Origin of the sequence: Bacillus sp. SORGH_AS_0510 (genome assembly GCF_030818775.1) — a bacterium.
GTDB lineage: Bacteria > Bacillota > Bacilli > Bacillales > Cytobacillaceae > Neobacillus.
Genome location: NZ_JAUTAU010000001.1, coordinates 899258 through 924777 on the forward strand (window position 1 = coordinate 899258; position 25520 = coordinate 924777).

At 46.3% G+C, this 25520-nt stretch carries 21 protein-coding genes; 19 read left to right on the forward strand and 2 right to left on the reverse strand.

All coding sequences use genetic code 11. The annotated features are described in order from the left end of the window. Positions 1-366: 366 nt before the first annotated feature. The 17 genes from essC to QE429_RS04980 all read left to right on the forward strand — a co-directional run bounded on the left by essC (position 367) and on the right by QE429_RS04980 (position 21696). A complete protein-coding gene (gene essC / locus QE429_RS04900) occupies positions 367-4992 on the forward strand; it encodes a type VII secretion protein EssC (RefSeq protein ID WP_307284674.1) in 4626 nt (1541 codons plus the stop codon). Beyond that, the gene (locus QE429_RS04905) at positions 4985-5239 is read left to right on the forward strand and encodes a ubiquitin family protein (protein WP_307284676.1); all 255 of its coding nucleotides are present in this window, start codon (positions 4985-4987) and stop codon (positions 5237-5239) included. The genes essC and QE429_RS04905 overlap by 8 nt, the downstream gene beginning before the upstream one ends. Before the next feature lie 86 nt (positions 5240-5325). Further along, on the forward strand, positions 5326-5628 hold the full coding sequence (locus tag QE429_RS04910; protein ID WP_307284678.1) for a WXG100 family type VII secretion target: 303 nt from the start codon (positions 5326-5328) through the stop codon (positions 5626-5628). Between the two features lie 24 nt (positions 5629-5652). Beyond that, complete coding sequence (locus QE429_RS04915; protein WP_307284680.1) at positions 5653-5958, forward strand: WXG100 family type VII secretion target; 306 nt, start codon at positions 5653-5655, stop codon at positions 5956-5958. Positions 5959-6316: 358 nt separating this feature from the next. Then, positions 6317-7036 (forward strand): hypothetical protein, encoded by a 720-nt coding sequence (locus QE429_RS04920; RefSeq protein WP_307284682.1) that lies wholly within the window; start codon positions 6317-6319, stop codon positions 7034-7036. A gap of 12 nt (positions 7037-7048) precedes the next feature. Beyond that, on the forward strand, positions 7049-8368 hold the full coding sequence (locus QE429_RS04925; protein WP_307284684.1) for an alpha/beta hydrolase family protein: 1320 nt from the start codon (positions 7049-7051) through the stop codon (positions 8366-8368). Between the two features lie 15 nt (positions 8369-8383). Beyond that, complete coding sequence (locus QE429_RS04930) at positions 8384-8635, forward strand: hypothetical protein (RefSeq protein ID WP_307284686.1); 252 nt, start codon at positions 8384-8386, stop codon at positions 8633-8635. 21 nt (positions 8636-8656) lie between these two features. After that, positions 8657-8962, forward strand: coding sequence for a WXG100 family type VII secretion target (locus QE429_RS04935; RefSeq protein ID WP_307284688.1), 306 nt, complete (start codon positions 8657-8659; stop codon positions 8960-8962). Positions 8963-8990: 28 nt separating this feature from the next. Then, a complete protein-coding gene (locus QE429_RS04940) occupies positions 8991-9296 on the forward strand; it encodes a WXG100 family type VII secretion target (protein ID WP_307284689.1) in 306 nt (101 codons plus the stop codon). Between the two features lie 30 nt (positions 9297-9326). Further along, entirely contained in the window at positions 9327-10403 is a 1077-nt protein-coding gene (locus QE429_RS04945) for an FHA domain-containing protein (RefSeq protein WP_307284690.1), read from the forward strand. A gap of 58 nt (positions 10404-10461) precedes the next feature. Then, the gene (locus QE429_RS04950) at positions 10462-11229 is read left to right on the forward strand and encodes a PP2C family protein-serine/threonine phosphatase (RefSeq protein WP_307284691.1); all 768 of its coding nucleotides are present in this window, start codon (positions 10462-10464) and stop codon (positions 11227-11229) included. A 15-nt stretch (positions 11230-11244) separates the two neighbouring features. After that, complete coding sequence (locus tag QE429_RS04955) at positions 11245-12933, forward strand: serine/threonine protein kinase (RefSeq protein WP_307284693.1); 1689 nt, start codon at positions 11245-11247, stop codon at positions 12931-12933. Positions 12934-12945: 12 nt separating this feature from the next. After that, positions 12946-14256 carry a hypothetical protein gene (locus QE429_RS04960; RefSeq protein ID WP_307284694.1) on the forward strand — a complete coding sequence of 437 codons (1311 nt, stop codon included), beginning with the start codon at positions 12946-12948 and terminating at the stop codon, positions 14254-14256. Positions 14257-14950: 694 nt separating this feature from the next. Continuing rightward, positions 14951-20086 carry an Ig-like domain-containing protein gene (locus QE429_RS04965; protein WP_307284697.1) on the forward strand — a complete coding sequence of 1712 codons (5136 nt, stop codon included), beginning with the start codon at positions 14951-14953 and terminating at the stop codon, positions 20084-20086. A 5-nt stretch (positions 20087-20091) separates the two neighbouring features. Further along, complete coding sequence (locus tag QE429_RS04970) at positions 20092-20355, forward strand: hypothetical protein (protein ID WP_307284700.1); 264 nt, start codon at positions 20092-20094, stop codon at positions 20353-20355. A gap of 134 nt (positions 20356-20489) precedes the next feature. Continuing rightward, positions 20490-21161, forward strand: coding sequence for a YdeI/OmpD-associated family protein (locus QE429_RS04975; RefSeq protein ID WP_307284702.1), 672 nt, complete (start codon positions 20490-20492; stop codon positions 21159-21161). A gap of 109 nt (positions 21162-21270) precedes the next feature. Then, entirely contained in the window at positions 21271-21696 is a 426-nt protein-coding gene (locus tag QE429_RS04980; protein ID WP_307284704.1) for an OsmC family protein, read from the forward strand. A 67-nt stretch (positions 21697-21763) separates the two neighbouring features. Here QE429_RS04980 and QE429_RS04985 read toward each other — a convergent pair whose 3' ends face one another. Beyond that, complete coding sequence (locus QE429_RS04985) at positions 21764-22624, reverse strand: DUF4405 domain-containing protein (RefSeq protein WP_307284706.1); 861 nt, start codon at positions 22622-22624, stop codon at positions 21764-21766. Between the two features lie 278 nt (positions 22625-22902). Further along, complete coding sequence (locus QE429_RS04990) at positions 22903-23205, reverse strand: c-type cytochrome (protein WP_307284708.1); 303 nt, start codon at positions 23203-23205, stop codon at positions 22903-22905. A gap of 209 nt (positions 23206-23414) precedes the next feature. Between QE429_RS04990 and QE429_RS04995 the strand changes: the two genes are divergently transcribed. Together QE429_RS04995 and QE429_RS05000 are read left to right on the forward strand one after the other, a co-directional pair. Continuing rightward, a complete protein-coding gene (locus QE429_RS04995; protein WP_307284711.1) occupies positions 23415-24095 on the forward strand; it encodes a response regulator transcription factor in 681 nt (226 codons plus the stop codon). Beyond that, positions 24092-25465, forward strand: a complete 1374-nt coding sequence (locus QE429_RS05000; RefSeq protein WP_307284713.1) for a sensor histidine kinase — start codon at positions 24092-24094, stop codon at positions 25463-25465. The genes QE429_RS04995 and QE429_RS05000 overlap by 4 nt, the downstream gene beginning before the upstream one ends. Positions 25466-25520 lie beyond the last annotated feature (55 nt).

Here is a 25520-nt window from a genome sequence, read left to right on the forward strand (position 1 = left end):
AGGGGACAGTCCCCCGTTGCGCTAAAGCGCCGGGGGACTGTCCCCTCCTCTTTTTTGCCCTCGACAGGTTTTGTAAGATGTTGTAAAATGGTTTCAGTAAAATGTAACATTATAAAGAACTAACTGTGCTGTATATAGTACAGAAGTCCTGGATATCCTCAAAATTACCCAAAAATCGTCGCTTTAAAACGAGGACTAAAGTCACATATTTTTACAACATTTTTTACGTGACTCCGAAACAACAGAATATTTATCCTTTCTAAACGAATCCATAAAAATTTTTTTAAAAATATCCCAAGAATTTCTAGATAAAAGGGGTAAACCTATCCTAGGGAAATAGATCTATATTCACAGGGGAAAACCAAAATGATCGTCACTTTAATCAATAAAGAACACATCCACTCTATTACCTTACCTGAGAAAATCCAGGGACAGTATTGGCTATATGACTCCCATTCCAGCTCGACCAAGAAACTTGTAGGAATCGAAGGGGCCAATGGCGAGTGGATTCTTAAATCTAATAAAGATGCGAAGGTCCTGGACTATTCCGGTCACCCTATCCGGAACACCGTTCTCCAACCTTTGAGCATCTACAACCTAGCCGTCGAAGGCCATGATTATGACCACCATGACCACCATGACCACCATGACAAAACGCTTGTCTTCACAGAACCGAACACGGAGGACCGCCAAACCTTCACCAAATTCCTAGTCGACAAGGATATGGACATTCACATCGGAAGAAACGAACAAAACCACATAGTCCTATCGAATCAATTCGTTTCCGCCTCCCATGCCAAATTAACCTTTTTTAACGGCCAATGGCGCATTGTTGACCAGAATAGCACTAACGGAACCTTCGTCAATGGGGCAAGAGTCAAGAACAGCGAATTACAGATGGGTGACATCATATACATAATGGGATTGAAAATCATCATCGGCAGCTGTTTTTTGGCCTTCAACAATCCGGATGGAATGGTGACCTTCCGTAAAAACCAGCTGAAGCCATTTATCCCTCAGGCCGTCGAAATGCAAGACGAAGAAGAAGAGGACTACGAACTGCCTGCCGTCGACTATTTCTACCGCTCTCCTCGTTTTAAAAGAGACGTAGAAAAGGTTGTGATTAAAATCGATTCACCGCCGCCGAACGCGATTGGCGAAGAGATGCCGATGATGCTCGTGATCGGGCCGTCGATGACCATGGGCCTTGCTTCAATGTCGACTGCGATTTTTGCCATCAATAACGCCATGGCAACGGGCGACATCTCACGGGCGATGCCTTCCATCATCATGTCGGGAAGCATGCTGCTCGGAACCATCCTGTGGCCGGTTTTATCCAAAAAATACGATATGAGACGCCGACGGAAAAAAGAAAAAGTCCGCCAGCAAAAATATAAAGAATATCTTGATAAGTTCGCTGTCCTATTTAATGAAGAAGCGCAAAAGCAAGAGGAGATCCTGCGTGAAAACTTTGCCCCTATCACAGACGTGATTCAGCGCATAGAAACGATCGATCGCAATCTCTGGGAACGCGGCCCCGGCCAGAACGATTTCCTACAATTAAGAGTTGGGATGGGCAATGGACTTTTAGCAGCGGATATTCACTATTCGGAGAAAAAATTCTCGATTGACGACGACAACCTGCAGGAAGAGCTGTACACCTTGTGCGAGTCGCCAAAGGTCCTGAAAAACATTCCGATTACCTTATCGTTATACGACGAATATATCACCGGGATCATTGGCCCGCGCAAACAAACAATTGAATTCGCCAAAGGCTTGATTTTTCAACTGGCGGCCCTTTATAGCTATGACGAAGTGAAGATGGTCTTCATTTACGACCAGGAGGAAGAAGCTGAGTTTGGTTTTACCAAATGGCTGCCGCATGTGTGGAGCAACGATAACAAGTTTCGTTTCATTGCCACAAATAATAACGAGGTCAAAGAGGTTTCGGCCATCTTGGAAAAGGAAATCGACATCCGCTCCGAAATCAATGAAAGTGAGCTAGATGACATCACGCCATATTACATCGTGTTTGCCATGAGTAAATCGCTCGCTGTCAGAGCGGAGATGTTGAAGCAGGTTTATGCGAAGAAAAAGAACATACATATCAGCGTGGTCACCTGTTACGACGAACTGAAAAACCTGCCGAAGGAATGCACGATGGTCGTGGAGCTGGAGGAAACGAGCGGGAAACTGTTTGATAAGGATGATCTCTCGGGCAAATCGACCGCTTTTGTACCGGACATCTATGTCACCCAAGATCCGAACGAGCTCAGTGTGAAGCTTGCCAATATCCAGCTTGATACGCTGGCACATTCCTTCAATCTGCCGCAAATGGTGACTTTCCTAGAGCTTTATGGGGTCGGAAAAGTGGAGCACTTGAATGCGTTGACCCGCTGGAAAGACAATGATCCAACGAAGTCACTGGAGGCGCCGGTGGGTGTCGACACCTTAGGGGAGCTGTTCAAGCTCGACCTTCATGAAAAATTCCACGGGCCACACGGCTTGGTGGCGGGGATGACGGGTTCCGGGAAGAGTGAGTTCATCATGGCCTATATCTTGTCGCTCGCCGTCAACTATCACCCGAATGAAGTCGCGTTTATCCTCATTGATTACAAAGGCGGCGGCATGGCGAAATCGTTTGAAAAATTGCCGCACACCGCTGGCATCATCACCAACCTGGACGGCGCCATGATCAAACGATCGCTGGTTTCAATCGAAAGCGAGTTGAAGCGCAGGCAGGCCCTGTTTGCAGAGGCAAGCAAACGGGTCGGCGAGAGCAATATCGATATATACAAGTATCAAAAGATGGTTCGAGAAGGAATCGTCACGGAACCGCTCCAGCACCTATTCATCATCTCGGATGAGTTTGCCGAATTGAAAACCCAGCAGCCGGAGTTTATGGCGCAGCTGGTCAGTGCGGCCCGTATCGGTCGAAGCTTGGGCGTGCACTTGATCTTGGCGACACAAAAGCCGAGCGGTGTCGTCGATGACCAAATTTGGAGTAACAGTAAATTCAGGGTCAGCTTGAAGGTTCAGGAACGCGCTGACAGTATGGATATGCTGAAACGGCCAGATGCGGCGGAGCTTACAGATACCGGACGCTTTTACCTGCAAGTGGGCTATAACGAATTGTTTGAAATGGGTCAGTCAGCCTGGGCAGGTGCGCCATATTATCCATCTGATAAAGTGGTGGTGGAAAAGGACAACAGTGTGGTGGTCATTGACCGCAATGGCCGTCCGCTCAAGCAGGCGAAAATCGATAAGAAGAAAAACCTGTTTGCGAACCCGAAAAAGCAGCTTGATGTCGTGACCGACTACCTGCACTCGATTGCGGAGGAAGAGCAGATTCGCATTCGTCCGCTGTGGTTGGATCCGATTCCGTCTATGATTCTATTAGACGAAATCAAGCGGAAATATACCGTACAAAGCAGCGCATTCACTTTGAATCCGGTGATTGGCGAGTACGATGATCCGGCTAGACAGCAGCAATGCCTGCTCCGTCTGCCGCTGACCGAAGAAGGCAATACCATTGTCTACGGCGTGGCGGGCAGCGGAAAAACGACGTTCCTAACAACGATGGTGTATTCACTGATTCACGAGCATACGCCGGATGAGGTGAACATCTATTTACTAGACTTTGCGTCCGAAACCTTACGGGCGTTTGCCAAGGCACCGCATGTGGGCGACGTCATCCTTTCCTATGAAAGCGAGAAGGTTAGCAATCTATTTAAGCTGTTGCAAACCGAAGTGGAGAAGCGGAAGAAGCGGTTCGCAGATTTTGGCGGCGATTACGCCTCTTACGTGAAAGCAACGGGTGAGAAGCTACCGTCGATTGTGGTGGCGATCAATAACTTTGCTGCTTTTACCGAAATTTATGAGGAAAAAGAAGCGGCCGTCAGCTTCTTGTCACGGGAAGGAACGAAATACGGCATCTATTTCGTCTTAACCGCTCTTGGCACCAACGCCGTTCGCTTCCGCTTGCTGCAGAATTTCAAGCAACTGATCACACTTCAATTAAATGACGAATCGGATTATTCAACGGTCGTGGGGAAAACGGATGGCCTGTTTCCATCGAAATATAAGGGCCGCGGCTTGGTGAAAAAAGACGAGGTGTACGAATTCCAACTCGCGACGATCACTGATGAGGAGTTGCCATTTGCGTTCATTCAACAAAAATGCCAAAAGATGCAGGTGGCTTGGCAGGGCCATGCCGCGAAAAAGATTCCTATTTTACCAGAGGTTGTGGATTTTGAATTTCTGGCAGAATACGTGGGTCCCGAGCAGAGCCTCACGATCCCGATTGGTGTGGAGAAGAACTCGCTCCATGTGCACTATTATCCATTCGGGCAGTCCTATCTTTCGATGATTCTGACGGCTGGCAGCGACCATGAAAGCTTTACGCATGACCTGTCGGTGTTTATGGCGCAGACATGCGGATTGGACGTCACGATTCTCGATGCCCAGCAAAGCTTTTCTGGGAAAAAGAACGCAGCATGTACGTACTACGGTACGGTTAAAGAATGGGAAGCGGCTATTGATGACATGTTTGAACTCGTAGTTTACCGCAACAACACCTATAAAGAAGCGTTAGAGCAGGGATTCGACCCCGAACCATTTGCACAAAAGGTCATTGTCATCAACAGCATCGTCTCGTTGAAAAATGCGCTCTCCGGCCAAAGTGCAGAGAAGCTGGCATTACTTTTGGAAAAGGGTGAGGCGAAGTATAACCTCACGATTGTCTTTGCGGAGCAGGCGAAGAATCTTTCCGGGGTTTCTTATGATAAGTGGTTTAAACGTCATATGAATCCGGGAGACGGGATTTGGGTCGGAAGCGGGTTTACGGAGCAATATCAGCTTAAGCCTTCGAAAACGACGCCAGAAATGCGCGAGGAGATGCCGGCTGATTTTGGCTTTTCCTTACAAAAAGGGAAGTGCGTCAAGGTGAAGTTAGTAAACGCGGAAAAGGAGAATGATGACAACGATGAATAAGGTGCTTGTTGAAATTTTTCTTCCTGCTGCGAACACGAGCTTTGACGTGTACCTGCCGCTCGAAAGTCGAATGAGTGAGGTGCTGGTTCTAGTTTCCACTCTGCTCAGCGATTTAGCTGCCGGCAAGTATAAGGCACTGGCGGGCAATGCGGTCTTGTGTGACGCTACGACTGGAATTATTTTCAATATTAACATGACTGTTTCCGAACTGGGCATCCAAAACGGTTCGAAACTCATGCTGATATAAATATAGGCTGGCTGAGCGCCTTGAGCGCCAATAAACTGGCCGTTATAACCAAACAAACAACTTCAAAAGAAGAAAGGGGTACGAACATGGGGAAACGAATCAAAGTCACTCCACAAGAGCTTGAAACAGCATCCAAGAAACTAACGGAGCTATCTGAAACGTACACAGGAATCTATACTCAGCTTATGCAGGCTGCAGGAACTATGGGTGAAGCCTGGGAAGGGGAAGACAACCTTGCCTTCGTTGATCAAATCAACGGCTTCAATGAAGATCTGAAGAATATGGCTAATAAGCTAGCCACTGCTGGTCAGGCGCTGGAAAAGCAAAGAGCCAACTATGTGGCGACGCAAGAAAACAACACGGTTCAAGTTAGAAAGTTAACAAACTAATAGACTCGTAAAGGAGTGAGTGGAATGGCTGGGCATATTAAAGTTAATACGGCGCAGGTGGCCGACATTGCATCAACGATTGAGCGTTTAAACAAACAATTGGCAGAAGAATTGAAAACAAGTCAGAACACAATCAAGAATCTTTCAAACACGTGGGATGGGGAAGCAGCCCAAGCAACGATCTCTTCCTATGAAGAGTTTGCGGCGAAGTTCTTCCAGAATTACTACGAAATCCTTGATAACTACGTGAAATTCCTGCGACTCAACGTCGACCAAGGATACTTTGAAACAGAAAGCGTCAACACCAACCTGGCTGACGCATTCAAATAGAGGGGACAGACCCCCGCTACGGTAGTGCGTTACTAGGTCGGGGGACAGACCCCCGCCCCGGTAGCGCGTTACTAGGTCGGGGGACAGACCCCCGCTACGGTAGTGCGTTACTAGGTCGGGGGACAGACCCCCGCCCCGGTAGCGCGTTACTAGGTCGGGGGACAGACCCCCGCCCCGGTAGTGCGTTACTAGGTTGGGGGACAGACCCCCGCCCCGGTAGTGCGTTACTAGGTTGGGGGACAGACCCCCACTACGGTAATGCGTTACCACCCTGGTGGACTGTCCCCCACCACAACTTTGAAAACAATACCATTTGGATGATATAGATATAGATTAAATAACATTGGAGAAGTAGCTGATGAGAAAATTATTAGTTAGTATTTTTTTAGTACTTTTAGTGGCAGGAGTGAGTGGATGTATGAGCCAGCAACCGACGAAAGAGGAAAAGAAGACGAGCGAATCAGCGATGCTTTCTTACTTGGATAAGAAGTACGACCAGAATTTTTCGGCGATCAACTATATCCCGGCCAAGCGGGGATTCAATGATAGCATGAACCTGAACATCTTAGTGGCGAAATCAGAAGACGGCTTACTAGTCAATGTTCGTGAAAGATTGTCCAAACCTGGTAAGTTTTTTGATGATTACCGTAATGCCGTTGCTTCTAAATCCCTTAAGGACAAAATCAATTATGGGTCCATTGAAAACCTGCATCTAGCAAAAACCTATATCACTCTTACACCCGAAGTGGATCTTAACACATTAAAAAATGGTGTATCGAGCGTAGCAAAAGACGATGTCATCATGGTGTATAGTGTCGTATCCGTTTCTAGCGATGCCAATGAAAACACGCTCAAGGCATTATACGATGTTTATCAGCAGCTTCAATCCTTAGGTTATCCAGACACCGCCCTTATCGTTGCATTCTCGCCTGACAAAGACAAAGCAGAATCGTACGTCAATAATTTCTTCCTTTATGGAAATCAAAAGTGGGAAGAGTACGACAAATCGGTGAAACACGTACTGAAAGTTAACGAAAACGGATTATCTTTTGAAGAATTTAAGAATCAACTGAAGTAGGGGGTTGGATGGATGCCTAATCAAAAAGATGGAACCGAGCAAGTTCCACTTAGTGAGCTGAGGGATCAGCAAAATGCCGTGTTAAATAAACTTGCCTATGCCACCGTCATTGATGAATGGAAGCCTGGACAATCCTTATATAAACTGGTGGCCCAGGTAGATACCGACTTGGCAGCAGAACTAAAAGCGGCCGGCCTCGAACATCTCGTCATCAAGGATTATGTGAATAGAAACAACCATTCCGGCTTTTGCGCCATTGCGTTCGAAGATCCGAAGACCGGGGAAGTCGGCATGTCCTTCAGGGGAACGGAAGGCATGGATGACCTGCTCCACAACCCAAAGGATATGGCGGATAATACATTAACTGCATCCATTGGGGTCTCGCCACAGTCATTAGAGGCAATTGCTTTTTTTGAAAAAAATGAAGAGAAGAGCGGAAAAAACTATCTATTTGGTCACTCGAAAGGCGGAGAACTAGCGGCCGAGGTGTACGCAACCAATTATACCAATGTTCTAGGGGTTCACATCATTAACCCGCAGCCGATTAATCCCTACAAGCTCGGGCCTGATCAATTAGCTGCACTACAGTCGAAAAAGTTTGATGCGGTCGTCGTAAACGGAGACATTGTATCCTGGCTAGGCCGTACTCCTTACCCCGTTCGCTATGTTGAAAACAACGGCACACAGCCAGGCTTTTTTGGACCGCACTCGGTTGATGCTATGAAATTAGATAATCGGGGCTATGCCGTAATTGAGAAGGATCCTTTTTCAGGCTATGTCTGGCAAGGTCTGGCGTCCACCATAGCGACCGCCGTTATGGGTGATATTCAAAGCCATCTACGAGTGTATTCCTTCGCCATTAATACGGTGGTCCGCGCCGGGAACTTCATGATCAATGACTTGCCGGACATGGTGCACCAATTCGTGGAATACTTGAAACAGGCCATTGATCGACTCCGAGTGATTTCCCATGCGGCAAGGATTGCCCTCATCGAGTTCGTCGGCAGTCTGGTCAAAGGTGTGTCGCTCTTGTTCAAGTTGACCTTCAATGCCGGCTACCGCTATGCGACCGCGAATCCGGTGATAAAAGTAGATACGTATAAACTACGAAACTACGCCGATCGATTAGAGAGCATCAACAGACGGATTAGCCAAATTGACCGTAGGATGGATTCTCTCTATTTAAAAGCAGGCTTTTCCGACTTATGGAATCTGCTGCAGGCGGATTTATTCACGGAGGAAAGCTGGAATATCAAGAAGTGTATCTATTATCTAAACGAAACGGCCGACGATTTTGAAATGGTGGAACGGAAGATTATCCAACAGTTGTAATGGGGGGCTGGGGTCATGAATGAAAGTGGACAGCAGGAGCTCTATTTAATCAAACAAGAGCTTCAAAATATTATCAACGAGTTAGAGAGTATTGCAGCGGGCATCCAAAGTGATTTTGAGGGAATCGGCAATGAAAAATGTGCTTCAAAAGTGAATCGAATTGCGGAGCAATACAGATTTGTAAAAGGGAAACTCAACAATATCGATACCTCCAAGGTAACCGAAGAGTTCGCCAAAAGTCATGGTGGAGCTGCCACTTCCAAATAACGATAGAAAGAAGGGGTAACGATGGCTGATAGGATTAAAGTAGATACGGAGCGTGTGTCTGCTGCCGCAAAACAAATCGCGCAGTATAACCGGAAGATTAGAGAGAATTTTTCCGCCGTGGAAGCAGCGATGAGAGCATTGAATAACGTATGGGACGGCACGGCCTCCAGTCAGGCGATGAGTGCATTTCATGAGTTAAAGCACGCTTATGACGAACCGCGCTATGAAGTGATGAATAACTATGTGACCTTTTTACACCAGCAGGTGGATCCGGGCTATACCCAAACAGAGAATACGAATGTCTCGTTAGCGGATCGGTTTAAATGATAGATTCATAGCCTAAGGGGGGACGGAATTGAGCAACTATATAAAGGTAAACCACCGAGAATTTGAAGCGGCTGCCGATGCCATTGACACCTATGTAACCAGCCATAATAAAAACATGGACGCGGCAGGGCAAGAGGTAAAAACCCTTTCTGCCACTTGGCAAGGTACTGACAGCTCGCAATTTCAGAATCAGTGGAATCAGTTGACGGAGGCAGATTCAACCTCACGAAATATGACGAAGGCGTTAACGAATTATGCAGACTTTTTACGATATGCGGCAGGTCAATATAAGGACGCGCAATCGAAAGCGGTCAATCGAGCGAACGGCCTTTAAGATTAGATTTTGATATTCGGGTGATTTTTTATGGGAAGAACGACAGTTGAACAAAACAAAAATGATTATACCGTGGTCAATCGGCTGGCGTATCCTGAAGCCATCAATGAACGGGAATTACGCGCCATCGCTGGAGGCGTCGTCGATGGACTCATTCCCGTGATGACGGAGAAAACGAAGAAGGGCGTTCTCATTCAAAGTACGATCGAGGATATGATTTCCTTGAAGTCTTATTTTAGCAGTGTAGTTTCTAAGAAGATGTTCCTGGATACGCTGATTCAATTGGCGGCAATTGTGAAGGCCTGCGAAAAGAATTTGATGAATGTGAACAATTTGATGCTCGACTGGGACTATATTTTTCTAGACCCGCGGACGAAAAAAGTAAAATGCCTGTTCTGGCCGATTGTGAACAATCAGCATTCCGTCCTATTAGCTGAATTTTTCCGTGAGCTGCCGTTCCGCGTTGTTTTTTCCAAGCATGAAGACGCTAGGTATGTAGCCAGCTATATTGAGTATTTCAAGAGCCAGGTTCCTTTTTCTATTAATCAATTTGAAAAATTTATCTTCGGACTGATGGGGAAAGTCGTAGAGAACAAGTCTCATATTCCATCAGGTTCTACGGGTCCGGAGCCTCTGGCTTCGAGAGTGGAGGAGAAAAAAGGGAGCACGGGGAATGTGGCCTATAATCCGTTCGCGAGCCATGAGGAGACCCAGAAGGAGGAGCTCTCACAAGTGAGTGAGACGTCAGTGCTAGGCATGATGGATGTGGATGGCGGGACCACGGTATTGGGTGCGGACCTGTTTGAGGAGCCGAGCTATCCGTATATGGTAAGAGAGAAAACGCAGGAAAAAATCACGATTAACCGGCCTTCTTTTCGAATCGGAAAGGAACGTCAGCAATGTGATTATGTGGTTTCCGATAATAACGCGGTGAGCCGTAATCATGCTCTCATCCTCAAGAGAAATGGACGCTATTATATTGTCGACAACGGCTCCACTAATAAAACCTTCGTCGACGGGCGAGTGATTCCAGTAGAAAAAGAGATAGAGATCTTCTCAGGTACTAAATTACGACTTGCCAACGAAGACTTTGTTTTTTACATTTAAGCGGCTTGGTGATGTTGGAAAATAATGCACAAAAAGCTTAGAAGCAAGGAGTTTGGAGATGGAAGTATTAACTGCAGCATGCACCGATATTGGATTGAAAAAAGAAACCAATCAAGACAGCTACCTGCTAAAGATGGCAGAAACCTCTCTGGGAAAGGTCGTTTTGGCCGTCATTTGTGATGGTATGGGCGGGCTTTCCCAGGGAGAAGTCGCCAGTGCAAGCGTCATCCATGCTTTTTCCGAGTGGTTCGACAACGAGCTTCCCCTTCAGCTTGCCAACCAGGATTGGAACGAGATTCAGTACCGTTGGGGCCGGATTATTCAAGAGCAGAACCAGCGGATTGCCGAATACGGTCGTGAGATCAAGATTCAGCTCGGAACCACGTTGACCGCACTGCTGCTGATTGATTCCGAGCACCTGCTGATTGGTCATGTCGGTGACTCGAGAGTCTATCGAATCGACCAGGATGTCGAGGTGCTGACGGACGATCAGACGGTCGTGGGGAGAGAGTTGAAACGAGGACGAATCACGCCGGAACAAGCGAAGAAAGATCCGCGCAGAAATGTCCTCTTGCAGTGCATTGGGGCATCCAAGCTGGTGGAACCTGAATTCATCCATGGCAAGCCAACTCAAGGGGAAGTTTATATGCTTTGTTCGGATGGATTTCGCCATATGATTACTGAGGGTGAAATCTATCGTGCGTTATCGCCACACGTTCTCACGGACGAAAGGATCATGGCACAAAAGGCAAGCGAATTGGTGGAGCTCAATAAAGAGCGGAATGAAACAGATAATATCACTGTTTTGCTTGTGAAAATTCAGTAAGGATGGGGAAAAACTTTGGCAGCTATTGGGTCTGTTATAGACGGTAAATACGAAATACTCAAGCTGATTGGACAAGGTGGTATGTCAAAGGTATACCTCGCCATGGACAAACGGCTCAATAAACAGTGGGCAGTAAAAGAAATTCAAAAAAGAGGAAGAGACAAGAACAACGAAGTCATCATCCAGAGTGCGATTGCCGAAGCGAATATGATTAAGAGGCTGGACCATCCGGCGTTGCCGCGGATTGTCGACATCATCGATAACGGAAAGGTGATTTTTGTCATCATGGACTATATCGAAGGGGAGCCGTTGAGCAAGATTTTAGATGAATATGGCGCCCAGCCTCAGGAACTGGTCATCGATTGGGCGAAGCAGCTGTGCGAGGTGCTCGATTATTTACATACTTGTGACCCTGCGATCATTTATCGCGATATGAAGCCGGCCAATGTCATGCTGAAGCCGGATGGGCATTTGAAGCTCATTGATTTCGGAATCGCGCGGGAGTATAAGGAACAAAATCTGGAGGATACGGTCAGCCTTGGAACGAAAGGGTATGCAGCGCCGGAACAGTTCGGAGGCAAGGGACAAACCGATGCGAGAACGGATGTCTATTGTTTGGGAGTGACACTCTATCACTTGGTGACCGGGCAGAACCCGTGTGAGCCGCCGTACGAATTATATCCGATCCGCGAATGGAATCCGCAGCTGTCGGGCGGTTTGGAAAAAATTATTCAAAAATGTACCCAGCTCAACCCGGAGGACCGGTATCAGTCCTGTGCCGAGCTCCTATATGCGCTCAATCATTATGAACAGGTAGATGACCTGTACCGGGCGAAGCAAAAACGGAAGCTGCGCAATTTTGGCCTGGTGACCGGGGCGGCGGTGTTGTGTTTGGGTGTGGGTGTAGTAGGGCAAGTGATGAAAACGAAGACCAATAATGCGGACTACGATAATAACATCCAGATGGCGGAGAAGGCCGCAACCGATGAGCTGAAAGTGGACTATTATCTGAAGGCAATTGACATAAAACCAATGGAAAAGCCAGCCTATGTCGGTTTACTCGACGCTTTTAAAGGGGATGCCGCGTTTACGGTGGAGGAAGAAGCGGAGCTGAAGAAAAAAGTGAACGCGCATCTCAGCGAAATTCGAGAGAATCCTAAGTACGGTGATTTGGCGTTTGATATTGGCAAAACCTATTGGTACTACTACAATTATGGAAAAACCGAGACAAACGATAATCAAGTGACAAGGATGAAAAGCTCGATTCAATGGTTTGAGGATGCGATCCGCTATGGGTCAAAGGATCGCGACTATTACGAGATGGCTACCATTTACCGGGATATCGGCCGGTTCAATCGCGATATCACACTCAACATTGAAGAGGCGTCTGATAAAGGGAAGTACAAACCCTATTGGGACGATATGAAAAACCTGATTAAAATGGTGGATCAGAATCCCGAAGAGAGCGAGATTGTGAAGCTCGAGCTCTATAAGTTAACGATGTATTCCATCGAGACGTATGCGCGTAAGTTTAAGCTAGATGGCGTGAAGGAAGGCGAGATCCGTTCGGTGACAGAAGCCGTGAAGCAGAGCACGAATCAGATAGCGGTCACCACTGAAAAAACGGATACAATCAAGAATGAGGTGATTAGTCGTTTCGATCCAACCGATCGAGCGATTAATCTTGCATATCGGAAGGATTAAGGGGGGATTCGAATGGATGCAACTACATGGCAAATCATTTCCATTGTCGGATATTCCCTGGCAGGCGCGCTCCTGATTACGGCGATCGTGTTGTTTTTTAAGATGAAGGTTCCGGCGATTATCGGCGAGTTAACGGGCCGGACGGCGGCGAGGCAGATTCAAGAAATCCGAGAGCATCGTGGCAACAAGCGCCACCAGCCGAATGTCTTTGATGTGGACCCGGGGATTGTGCGAGAGCCGTTGGTATCTGAGGGATTTGAGCCGGTTAGTCGTCCGGTGATGGAGGCAAAGGGAGAGACGGAGGATCACTCCCGACCAACACTGCTGGGCAGTTTGCCAACCGAGGTTCTAGATCAGGATGAGGGTGGTTTGTATCTGGGGACTTTTTCAGAAAAGGGTTTTGAGGGGACCGAGATTCTGAGCGATGGACATGAAGAGAGGCTGCTTGAAAAAGGAGAGCGTTACTCGTTAACGGACGTGCTGAACGATGGTCGTCAAGGGCAGTCGCCTGAAAAAGAAGAGCGGTACTCATTAACGGATGTACTGGCTGAAGAACGGAAGGAAAAGCCTGTTTCAAAAGAGGACCGATATGCGCTAACAGACGTGCTGAACGCTCATTTAGAGGATCAGCCGCTTGAAAATGATGTTCATTATGCGTTAACGGACGTATTGAATGATGAGAAAAAGCCGATTTCCTCTGAGGGCAGGAATGCGGCACCGAGAAGGCGAGCATCCTCTGATCGAGTGGTCCCGTTATCTCTGACTGAAATCCTGGACAACTACAAAGAAGGTGAGCCTCCTACCGCTGATGCAGGAAATGAGTTGCTTTTGTCTTTAACTGAAGTACTTTCTAATGAAAAAGAAGTGACGATGGAAGCCAAATTAAAAGAACGCGAGGTTCTTTTATCATTGACTGAAATTTTGTCTACAAATGCTGAAAAATCTTCCGCATCCGTTGAGGTGCCGAAAGAGGTACTTTTATCTCTGACTGAAATTTTGTCAAAAAATGCAGCGGTTGTCTCGGCTAGCTCTGAAAAGGGCTCTAAAGAAGCACTGTCTGTTTCGACTGATGAGAGGGATGTTCTGAGACCTCGTACGGAAGTGCTATCCGATAAAAAAGAGGATTTAAGGCCCCGAACGGATGTATTAACAACTGAGACCGAGGTTTTGGACTATGGGACTGAGTTATTAGCAGAAGATCAAGGAACCACCGTATTATATCCGACTGCTGAACTAGAAAATGAGAGTGGGAAGGATGTTCCAGCGGTTTCTTTTAAGGTAGTGAAGGACATTAAGGTTACTCATACAAACAAGAAGATTTGAGTGGGTTACTGTTTCGGACAAAGTAGAGTGTGAAACTATCAAGATAGTCAGAAGAAGCTTGATCTTCTGACAAAGATAGGCGAGAAACTATCAAGATAGTCAGAAGTCACCTGAACTTCTGATAAAGATGAGCGAGAACCTATCAAGATAGTCAGAAGAAGCGTGAACTTCTGATAAAGATGAGCGGAAACTACCAAGATAGTCAGAAGTCACCTGAACTTCTGACAAAGATGAGCGAGAAACGATCAAGATAGTCAGAAGAAGCGTGAACTTCTGACAAAGATAGGTGAGAAACCATCAAGATAGTCAGAAGAAGCTTGAACTTCTGACAAAGATAGGTGAGAAACTATCAAGATAGTCAGAAGAAGTCAGAACTTCTGACAAAGATGGGCGGAAACCAACAAGATAGTCAGAAGAAGCGTTAACTTCTGACAAAGATGAGCGAGAAACTACCAAGATAGTCAGAAGAAGCGTGAACTTCTGACAAAGATGAGCTCAAAACCATCAAGATAGTCAGAAGAAGCGTGAACTTCTGACAAAGATGAGCCCAAAACTATCAAGATAGTCAGAAGAAACGTTAACTTCTGACAAAGATGAGCCTAAAACTATCAAGATAGTCAAAAGTCATCTTAACTTCAGACAGAGACTAGCAAGACTTTTTCAAAAAAAACCACCCAGCAAAGGAGTGTGAATCATGTTTGCCAAAAGGAAATCCAAGCTGACGCGGCTGATGGCCGTCGTTCTGACCATCATGCTTGTCGCTTATAACATACCTGTTGGTGTCATCACCAAGGCGTTTGCCGAAACAGGCACTAACCAAAAGGTATTCACCATGGAAATCGTAGAAAATGGTGCCCCCGTTCCCAATCAGGAAATTACCGGGCATAATGCCAACAATGAGGTCAGTGTCACGGGCACTACCGACAAGGACGGCCTGGTGCAGTTCCCGGAACTCACCAATGCCTTATTCGACAAAAACAATCAGTTTGATTTTTTAGTAGCTTCAAAGACTTTTTCCATCGTGCTAACAGAGGGAACCACGGACCACTATACTTACGATGTGGCCACCGAAAAACTGACCCTCGCAGAAGAAGAACCACCTGCACCGCCGGTGAAAGCGAAATACTCCGTGACCATCAATCAAACCGGTTCTGGTCAGATCAAACTAAATGACATCGACTACAAAACCCCTGCCCAATTTGACGAGGGGACAAAAGTAGACGTTGCTATTACTCCGGACCCGAATTACGAGATTAAATACGTAAAAGTGAACGGAGAGGAAAAGAAGGTTACGAACAACGAAGGATACATAGAAACAATCGATGCCCTTTCGGCGGATACCACGATTGACGTACAGTTTGTGTTAAAAACCTACACGATTTCTTTTTCCAGCTATAAAAATGGAACCGTCAAGGATGAGCAAAACCAAACGATTAACTCTGACGGCGGGACGGTCGAGGTTCAGCATGGCGCTGATTCTTCGTTTACCGTTACCCCAACAACAGGCTACCATCTTGGAAGCATCGAGATTGATGGAGCGCCTATTAATCTAGCGAATGAACTGACACCGACCAAGGACGGTTACGAGTACACTTTTTCAAAAGTGACAGAAAACCATCGGGTAGAAGTGACATTCGCGATCAATACCTATCAGGTGGCGGCCACTGTCCAAGGGGACCACGGAACGATTGAACTCGCGCAGTCTGAAGTCGACTACGGCAGTGACGCGAAGGCGGTGATTACGCCGGAGGATAACTCTTACAAAGTCGCTGCCCTAAAGGTGAATGGGGAAACAATAGACCTCACCAACAATGACAACTTTGTTGATAATAATGACGGCACAAGCTACACCTACACCGTGAAAAATGTGACCAAGGATACGACGATTGAGGTGTCGTTTGAGCGGATTGCGATGCTGGAGGGAGATTGGGAAACCTACGTCTCAATTAAGCCGGCTTCCGGTTCGTTACTCAAATCGTATAAAGAGGGCAATAATGAAATTCGTGTCTACTCCAAAGACGCGATTGTCGTGGTATCGGCGGTTGACCCGTATTATCGTGTCGACATTTCCGATTCCATTAAACATTGGAAAGGGAATTATATTTTACGAGAATCGACGACGATTAAACGATTGCTAGTCGCGAAGGGTCCTTTCGGCGGAGAGGAAATCAAGCTTCCGGGCCATTTAATTCTGTTGTTTGATACAGAGGGGCCAACGGTAGAAGACCCGACCGTTAAGGGTGATAACGAAGCAACCGTGGATGATGCGACCTGGTTCAGTGGCGGCGTCACCGTTTCAGGTAAGATTGATAACACGGAGCAGACCTTTGATGGCGTGACTTTTTCGACCCCTATTGAAAAAGTGTATTACCAGAAGGGGCCTTATACTCCGTATGAACTAGGCAAGGAAGCTACCTTTAATGCAGAGAAAAAAAGCTATTCCTTCAAGCCTGAAGATGAGAGGTACAGCGGGGTCTATAGCATTTGGGCGGTAGACCAAGCGGGGAACGCATCAACCGTGAAGACGGTTCAGGTTAATATTGATAAAAAGGAACCGACGCTTGCGGACGGAGAAGCGGTTACCTTTGAACAGAAGAACACTGATTATTTTTCCAAAGTGTTAAACTTCCTATCATTTGGAACGTTTTTCAACAAAGAAGTGGAAGTAACGGTCCGAGTGAAGGACGATGCCTCTGGTGTTCAGGCGATCTCGCTAAAAACGAGCGATGAGAAGGTTGTTCCAAAGCTCGTGGACGGTAGTTTCGAGAACGATGGACTATATGCGCAAGCGAAGTTCACGGTGGATGCGGAAAGCTTCAAGGGAACGTTCCATGTCACGGTAACTGACCATGTGAAAAATAAAAACGCCGAGCCGTACTTGGTGACAAAAGACAACTCGAACATCGAAGCCGACAACAGCGGCGTGGTGATGATTGAGAAGAAGGCACCAACTGCCAAGGTGGAGGTTATGCCGAAAGAAGACGTTTCTTACGATGGCGACGCATACAATGGTGATGTTACTTATAATGTGACCGTTCAAGATGGAGAATCGGGCATCAACACGGTAAGTATTGATGTAAACGGAAAAAAGATCGAATACGATTATTCTGAAATGATCGAGAAGCAGACCTATACGTTTGCCTCGGATGATCCGGGAATTCAGATTAAAGAGGATGGAACCTACGTGGTTTCGATCTATGTGGTGGATAACGCCGGGAACACGAACACTGTTACTAAAACGATTTATGTCGATAAAACGGCACCTAAGATTACGGATTTCAGTTTCTTAACACAGAATGATCAGGGGAGCTATGAAAAAGTAGAGGAAACCGTCACGCTGAAGGATTCGGTTGAACTGACGGGGTATGGTTATTTTTTCAAAAGGCCAACGCGAGTCAGCGTGAAGGCGGAGGACCCGGTCGTTCCTTACGAATACACGAGTCAAGTGAAATCAATGATCGTGTATTTGAAAGATTACGAGAATGGAAAGTACTATGCGGTGTTAGCGGACGGATCCTATAAGGAAGTCGCGGAGTCTGCTGTTGGAAAAATTGAGCCGGTGCCTGTCACGGGTGAGTTCACTTTCAATGTGCCAGAAGCGTTCAAGGGACAAATTTTTTCAAAAGCAACGGACCGCGTCAACAACACGGGTACGTTTGAAACGCCGGACGGCACTGTGATTGAAAACGAAAAGCAACACGCGAAGGAATCACATATTACACTTGAAAAAGCGAAAACGAGTTATAAGGATGCGAACAACTTAGAGCTTTATGCGAAAAATGTAGACGTAAATGTGAAGGTTGCGGATTCCTATTCAGGGATTCAGAAGGTGGAATGGTCAGTGGTTGCGCCTTATGATACAACGAATAATCAGTCTGGCAGCCTGACGATTAACAGAGATAAAACGTACGCGGTAGGAAGTTCGGTGGAAGGTTGGAAGCAGACCAAGTCGGATTTGAATCTTGTAACCGAACTGACGAAAACCCTGACGGTAAAAAATAATAGCAATAGCATTGTGGTAAAGGTAAAAGTGACGGACCGGGCTGGCAACGTGTCGGAAGATGAGATGAAGTTCAGCATCGATAAGACGGCACCGACGATTCAGGTGACGTATGATAACAACCAATCCGACCCAGCGAATAAGGACTTTTACAAAGAGGATCGCACGGCGACTGTTGTGATTACGGAACGTAACTTCAACGCCAAAGATGTGCTTCATAAAATCACGAACACGGATGGTGTGATTCCGAAGCTGGTGGGTTGGACGACGAAGGTTAATGCGAAGGATCCAGATCAAACCACACATACGGCGACGGTAAAATATGCCGCCGATGGTGATTATACGTTTGATATTCAGTATAAGGATAATGCAGAAAATGCCGCGCCGGATTTTGCCCAGCAGAAGTTTACGATTGATAAAACTAAGCCTGTGATCAAGGTATCGTATAGCGGTGGGTCAGCGGCGAATGGCAATTATTATAAAGCCGCACGTACAGCGACGATTTCGATTACCGAGCATAATTTTGACACAAGTCGCATCAAGGTGTCAGGCACCGCAACGGATAATGGCAAGGGTGTGGCGTTCCCGGCGGTCAGCGGCTGGAGAACGAGTGGCGATGTGCATACGGCAACGATTCATTATTCAAGTGATGCCAAGTATCATTTCGACATTGATTATACGGACATGGCTGGGAATATCGCGGCCGATTACAAAGCGGATGAGTTTTTCGTGGACCAAACAGCGCCTAAACTGGATATTAGAGGTGTGGAGAATCAGTCGGCGAATAAGGGTGATGTGATTCCGGTGATTACTTATTCCGATACGAATTTTAATAAAAATGCCGTTTCGATTAAGTTAGATGGAGCAAATAGAGGCGGAGTGACGCCAAGCGGCCGCTATGCAGATATGGCAAACGGCCAGATTTACACGTTCAATAATTTTGAGAAAAAGAAGGAAGTTGACGATATTTATACGTTGACGGCTACGCTTGTGGATAAGGCGGGCAACCGTGCGACCAAAACGATTCAGTTCTCGGTCAACCGCTTCGGTTCTGTGTATGTTTTTGATAAAGCACTGAAGAATATCGACGGCAAGTATGTTCGGGATGCAACGGATATTACTGTGACGGAAACGAATGTGGACAGCTTGAAGCCGGAAACGATGTTGGTGAAGATGACGAAGAACGGGACGCCATCGGATTTGGTTGCAGGCAAGGATTACACAGTCACTGCATCTGGCGGTAAGGGCAAGTGGAGTCAGTACACGTATGTGATTAAGAAGTCCTTGTTTGACGGTGATGGCCGATATACGGTGGCGCTTTATTCGGAAGATGCGGCAGGCAATATTAATGAGACAATCGATGAAACGAAGAAGGCAGAGATTTCGTTTGGAATCGATAAGACGGCGCCTGTGATTGTGCCGATTAATATTGAATCGGGCGAGCAATATCCGGTGGAGAAGAAGGCTGTGACGGTTTCTATTAAGGATAATCTTGTTCTTAAGAACGCGGAGATTTATGTGGATGATAAAAAGGTGAAGCATAAGGTCGAGGGCGAGAATTTCGTGTTTGATATTAGAAGCTCGAACTCGAAGCAGAATGTGAAGATCATTGCCGTGGATGCCGCGGGGAATGAGCTGACATCCAAGGTAAAAGACATTCTCGTGTCGACTAACCCAATTGTGCGCTGGTACAACAATACACCTGTGTTCGCCGGCTCTCTTGGCGGTGTGGGCGGAATTGGGATCGCCTTAGGCGGATATTTCCTTTACCGCAAGCAGAAGAATAGAGATGATCAAGATGAAGTTGAAGACCGAGTGGTAGGAGGTTAATGGTAATGGGAACTATGTTTGAAAATTCATCGGTTGTGATTGTTTTGCTGGTTGCCAGCTTACTTGTTAACCTCGTTACGCTTGTGGTTGTGATTGTGTTGTTTAGGAAAAATAGAGCGGGGGCTGCGGCTGGCGCTGTCGGGAAAGAGGACAGCGGCGTAGTACAGGCTGCAGCAGCTGTAGTATCCGGCATCGTATTCTGCCGTAGTTGTGGGAATCAATATGATTCCATCAACGCCGCATGTCCGGGCTGTAAGACAGTGAGATAAAAGAAAAGAGTGGGGACAGTCCCCCAGCGCTTTAACGCGCCGGGGGACTGTCCCCTTCCTTGTACTTGTAGAGAAACTCAATTTGTTTTAAGATTTATTCAGCATTCAAATTAACGGCTGAAGGAGAAATAGGGATGACAAAAACCATCGTTGAAAAATTAAACTCTCTGAAGTATAAGAAAGTCGTTATTTTGGACATGCCTGAGGATGGAGACTACTTTAACGATTTACATGACTATGATACAAAGTTTAACGATAGAGGGTACGATCTTATATTTGCTTTTGTCCTCACAAAGAGCGAATTGAAAATATTAATCGATACGGTGTTTGAGAAAAATTATTTAAATGAAAAGGGTTATATATATATCGCTTATCCGAAAAAAGGGAATAAGGTCTATGAGACGTATATTCATCGTGATGAGTTATTCGAGGCTCTCGGTGCGGATGAAGAAGGGTATGTGGGAACTAGCAGTATTAAATTTGCCCGAATGGTTGGACTAGATGACGTATTTACGGTGGTTGGATTAAAAGAAGAAAATCGAGATAAGAAAAGTAAAAGTAAAACGTCTAAAGCCAGCCAATGTGTAGATGATTACATTTCTATGATTCCGGAAATAGAAAAGGATTTGCAGGACAATCAAAATCTGCTCTCCTTTTATCAATCCCTAACCCAAGGTTACCAAAAAGATTGGGCCCGTTATATTTATAGTGCGAAACAGGAGGCAACCAAAGAAAAGCGGCGTCAAGAAATGAAGATGATCCTTGGAGCAGGATACAAAAGTCGTGAACTCTATCGGAATAAATAATTGTGGGGACAGTCCCCCAGCGCTTTAACGCGCCGGGGGACTGTCCCCTTTTATTAACATAAACCTGTTTGATTTTGGTAAAATTAACATAATGAAAGGGGATATGTTTATGGAATTATCAGTGAAGTGGAATGAGAAGATGGCGTTTTCGGGGACGACACCGTCTGGTCATGAAATCAAGATGGATGCTGCTCCAGAAGTGGGCGGGGAGAATACAGGAGCGAGGCCAACAGAACTGCTTTTGAATGCTGTTGCGGGTTGTACAGGAATCGATATCATCTCGATTTTGCATAAAATGCGTCTTGAGCCAACATCGTTTCAGATGGACGTGCAGGGCGAACGGGCTGACGATCATCCTAAAAAGTTTACCACCATTAATATCCATTACGCGTTAGAAGGGGATCTGCCTGAGGAGAAGGTGGTACGAGCGATCCAATTATCAAAGGATAAGTATTGCTCTGTGTCCCATTCCTTGAGTGCAGAAATCACCGCAAGCTACTCCATTAATGGAGTGAAAGGCAGCCAAGCTTTATAATTGTATTAAATAAAAGGAGAGCTAAATTCCCCATACGAATTAGCTCTCCTTTTTTGCTTAAAAATCGTTACAGGTTTTCAGTCGCTTTCAGTTGAACACTCCCAGCTTTCCGCTTGTTCCTAAGAATCCGCTTCTCCAGATAATAAACAGGAATGATGATGGCGGCCCAAATGGCAAAGTAGTTTAGTATGACGAGAAAGGGGTTGCTGCTGCCGCCATGTTCACCATGTCCCTCTCTTCCATGAAACTTTCCTTCACGAAAATCACCATTCGGTGGCCCTTGTTGCATTTCCGCTGTTGTCCCGGAGTCACCAGTGTTTCCGACATTTCCCCTATTAAAATACTGATCACTTTGTTGCATTTGCTGCGGTTTAAAATCACCCATGCTATAAGACGCTGTGGAGGCAAACCATTGCATCCCACCTGCCAAAATAGCTAGTGATAGGACAACGGGTGCAATAACGCCCTTCCTGAACTTTCCTTCCTTCGTCTTGAAGGCCTTTTTACAAATACTCAAAATCCATTGCCAGTGAACCGCCACATGAAGCCCTACTAACGCAAGCGTGGCATCAGCAGACAACCCATGAAGTCCACGAATCGAGTGATCGCCCTGTACAGCAAGACTAGGAAGAACCACCCTTGAGATTAAAATCCCCGTAATGATGACGCTAGCCATCGATACTAATAACAGGATATTTAACGTGAGATTGAATCGTGTTTTCTTAGGTAGGTTCGGATCGAAAATCTTTTTGATTGTATTGAACACCCATCGATAGTTCAAACCAATATGCGTCAGAATCGCTACCCCGATCGCCAGTCCTGCAATCTCATGAAACGGGAGACCGCCCAACACTCTTGGATTCATTAGCAATACAAAAGTAATGGCCATCAGCAAATCCAGTATGATTTTTATATAATTCTTTTTCAAAGTAATTTCCTCCAATTTAAAAAATAGTGCCTTAACTGTTTTCCAGTTTATTGGAGGAAACTTAAGAAAAGCTTAATTTTAATGCTCTTTTAAAATTGTCTGTTGATTTCCGCTCCAGGCGCGAGCGGTTCGTGGGTGTTTCGGCGAGCCTCCTCGGCGCTCACGCCTGCGGGGTCTCCCCTGAACCAAACTCCCACAGGAGTCTTCGCGCCTTCCGCTCCAATCAACAGGTGTTTAAAATCAACAAAAGGCTTTTAAACGTGCCCGCTGAAATGAATTTATTTCTCCCACAACCATTTCGTCACAATTTTTGACTCCTCGTCAGTTAAAAGATTCCCAGGCATTTTAGTGGTGCCTTCATTAATGATTTTTAGCACTTCATCCTCAGAATACTTGCTTTTCATATTGACTATGGACGGGCCAACCGCACCTTGCAATTGATCGCCGTGGCAGGCCGCACAGTTATCCTTATAAATGGTTTCACCATCCTTGGCAGAACTGGAACTCTCAGACGAACAACCCGTTAGTAAAAATAGCAACATGAGTAGTGAAGTAGCAGAAACAGCCCAAAGTCGTTTCACAATGACTCCTCCAAACAAATAAATATTAGTTTAATTCTTACCTTCATCATAATAGAGGATGGCCCCTGATAACCTTCGTATTTATGAACATTTTGGGGACAGTCCCCCGGCGCTTTAGCGCAGCGGGGGACTGTCCCCACCCCCATCTCTTTCGTTATAATGGAGGAAACATGTGTTACTGAAATGAAACGGAAACGGAGCGACCACGTATGAGGAAGATTTTAGTTGTGGATGATGATAAACATATACTGGACTTGGTTAGCATTCATTTGACCCAAGCGGGGTATCAGGTGCTGAAGGCGGAGAACGGCATTCAAGCCCTTGGAATATTGGAAAATGAGCTGCCGGACTTGGCCATAGTGGATGTGATGATGCCGGGCATCGACGGCATCGAACTGACGAAAACCATACGAAACGATCATGTCGACATCCCGGTCCTATTACTGACAGCCAAAGGAGAATTGGAGGACAAGGAAAAGGGCTTCCTCGCAGGCTCAGACGATTATATCGTCAAACCATTCGAACCAAAAGAACTGCTCTTCCGTATCACCGCCATCCTAAGGCGCTACGATAAGCCGGCTAGCACCCTGATGCAAGTGGGCTCCCTTACCATTAATCGCAAAAGATTCGAGGTCACCGCAGGTTCGAGCACCTTACTCCTGCCGCTAAAGGAATTCGAATTGCTCTCCTTACTCGCTTCCAAGCCCAACCAGGTCTACGAGCGAGCCGCCATCATGGAGAAAATCTGGGGCTATGACTATGAGGGAGACGAACAAACACTCAACACACACATCAAACGAATCCGTGAACGCCTTAACAAAATCGCCAGCGACGTCGAAATCACTACCGTTCGAGGCGTCGGCTACAAACTCGAGGTCCACCCGTCATGAAATCACTATACGGAAAATTCGTCTTAACCACCGTCCTCATCATGCTTTTCAGCACTATTTGCGGCTTTTTCCTAACCAACACCTACTACCAAAGCGTGATGAAAGAACGGAACGATAAGAAAAATGTCAAAATCGCCGAATCGATCGTGTCCCACATCGAAAACTCCCCACAGCTCGACTTATCCGATTACTTATCCACAGTCGGAAAAATCGGCTACCAGCTATATGTGGTCGACGAATCAGGGCACGAGCAATTTTTCGGCGGGAAGTATCGCGTCAAAGATTTAAACCCTTCCTTTGTGAAAAATGTACTCAGCGGCCACATCTATCATGGAATGCGTGATTTTCCACGTCAAACCTTCGTGACCGGTTTTTTCGCCAATGAACTGTCGAATACCATCGGCGTGCCGTTTACGTTTCAAAACACAAAGTATGCGCTCTTTGTACGTCCAGACATCAAGCTTTTATTCAGCGAAGTCCATACGATTCTCGGTGGACTCATCCTAGGAACGGCACTTTTAAGCCTTTTGCTAATGCTAGTGGTGGCCAAGTTTTTGATTGTACCCATCACCCAGTTAACGGAGGCGACCAAGCAGATTGCCAAGGAAAACTATGACACCCAGCTGAACATTGAGCGCCGGGATGAAATTGGCCAGTTAGCGGCGAGCTTCCATACGATGGTCGAGCAGCTTCAGGAAAATGACAGGATGCGGAAGGAGTTCATCAGCAACGTGAGCCATGACTTCCAATCGCCACTTTTAAATATTCAAGGCTATGCGGGCCTGTTGAAATCAACGGATTTATCAGACCAAGATCGTGTCAACTATGCAGACATTATTCAATCAGAAACCAAACGGTTATCCAAGCTAACAAGGCAACTTTTATTGTTAACCTCACTCGACCAATCAACAAGAATGTTGAACTATCAGGACTTTCGGTTGGACGAGCAGGTAAAGGATTGTGTGAATAAATACCGCTGGCGGTTGGAGGAAAAGCAGTTGAACCTGCTGATGGAATTGGAGCCAACCACGTATCACGGGGACGAGGCGTTACTAGAAAATGTCTGGGACAATCTCTTGAGCAATGCGATTAAATATAACCGGACAGAAGGGGAAATCCAAATCAGGCTCCACGCAAATGAAGCTTTTGTCGAAGTGACTGTAAGCGACACCGGCATCGGGCTTGCGCAAGCGGATAAAGCCCAGATATTCGAGCGCTTTTTCCGGGCCGACCGTTCGCGTACTGAAGAAGGTACCGGTCTCGGATTATCGATCGTGAAGCAAATTGTCGAGCTGCATCACGGGGAGGTTCATGTGACTAGCGCACCGAACGAAGGGACGACTTTTTCCATCCGATTGCCTTATTTGTAATCTAAAGTTCATATAGAGTTCATGTTGGCCAATTACCATAGTCACTGTAGTAATC

Excerpts from the sequence above, each read along its gene's own strand:
- essC (WP_307284674.1), top strand. The coding sequence starts at position 367 with ATGATCGTCACTTTAATCAATAAAGAACACATCCACTCTATTACCTTA.
- QE429_RS04905 (WP_307284676.1), top strand. The coding sequence starts at position 4,985 with ATGAATAAGGTGCTTGTTGAAATTTTTCTTCCTGCTGCGAACACGAGC.
- QE429_RS04910 (WP_307284678.1), top strand. The coding sequence starts at position 5,326 with ATGGGGAAACGAATCAAAGTCACTCCACAAGAGCTTGAAACAGCATCC.
- QE429_RS04915 (WP_307284680.1), top strand. The coding sequence starts at position 5,653 with ATGGCTGGGCATATTAAAGTTAATACGGCGCAGGTGGCCGACATTGCA.
- QE429_RS04920 (WP_307284682.1), top strand. The coding sequence starts at position 6,317 with ATGAGAAAATTATTAGTTAGTATTTTTTTAGTACTTTTAGTGGCAGGA.
- QE429_RS04925 (WP_307284684.1), top strand. The coding sequence starts at position 7,049 with ATGCCTAATCAAAAAGATGGAACCGAGCAAGTTCCACTTAGTGAGCTG.
- QE429_RS04930 (WP_307284686.1), top strand. The coding sequence starts at position 8,384 with ATGAATGAAAGTGGACAGCAGGAGCTCTATTTAATCAAACAAGAGCTT.
- QE429_RS04935 (WP_307284688.1), top strand. The coding sequence starts at position 8,657 with ATGGCTGATAGGATTAAAGTAGATACGGAGCGTGTGTCTGCTGCCGCA.
- QE429_RS04945 (WP_307284690.1), top strand. The coding sequence starts at position 9,327 with ATGGGAAGAACGACAGTTGAACAAAACAAAAATGATTATACCGTGGTC.
- QE429_RS04950 (WP_307284691.1), top strand. The coding sequence starts at position 10,462 with ATGGAAGTATTAACTGCAGCATGCACCGATATTGGATTGAAAAAAGAA.
- QE429_RS04960 (WP_307284694.1), top strand. The coding sequence starts at position 12,946 with ATGGATGCAACTACATGGCAAATCATTTCCATTGTCGGATATTCCCTG.
- QE429_RS04965 (WP_307284697.1), top strand. The coding sequence starts at position 14,951 with ATGTTTGCCAAAAGGAAATCCAAGCTGACGCGGCTGATGGCCGTCGTT.
- QE429_RS04970 (WP_307284700.1), top strand. The coding sequence starts at position 20,092 with ATGGGAACTATGTTTGAAAATTCATCGGTTGTGATTGTTTTGCTGGTT.
- QE429_RS04975 (WP_307284702.1), top strand. The coding sequence starts at position 20,490 with ATGACAAAAACCATCGTTGAAAAATTAAACTCTCTGAAGTATAAGAAA.
- QE429_RS04980 (WP_307284704.1), top strand. The coding sequence starts at position 21,271 with ATGGAATTATCAGTGAAGTGGAATGAGAAGATGGCGTTTTCGGGGACG.
- QE429_RS04995 (WP_307284711.1), top strand. The coding sequence starts at position 23,415 with ATGAGGAAGATTTTAGTTGTGGATGATGATAAACATATACTGGACTTG.
- QE429_RS05000 (WP_307284713.1), top strand. The coding sequence starts at position 24,092 with ATGAAATCACTATACGGAAAATTCGTCTTAACCACCGTCCTCATCATG.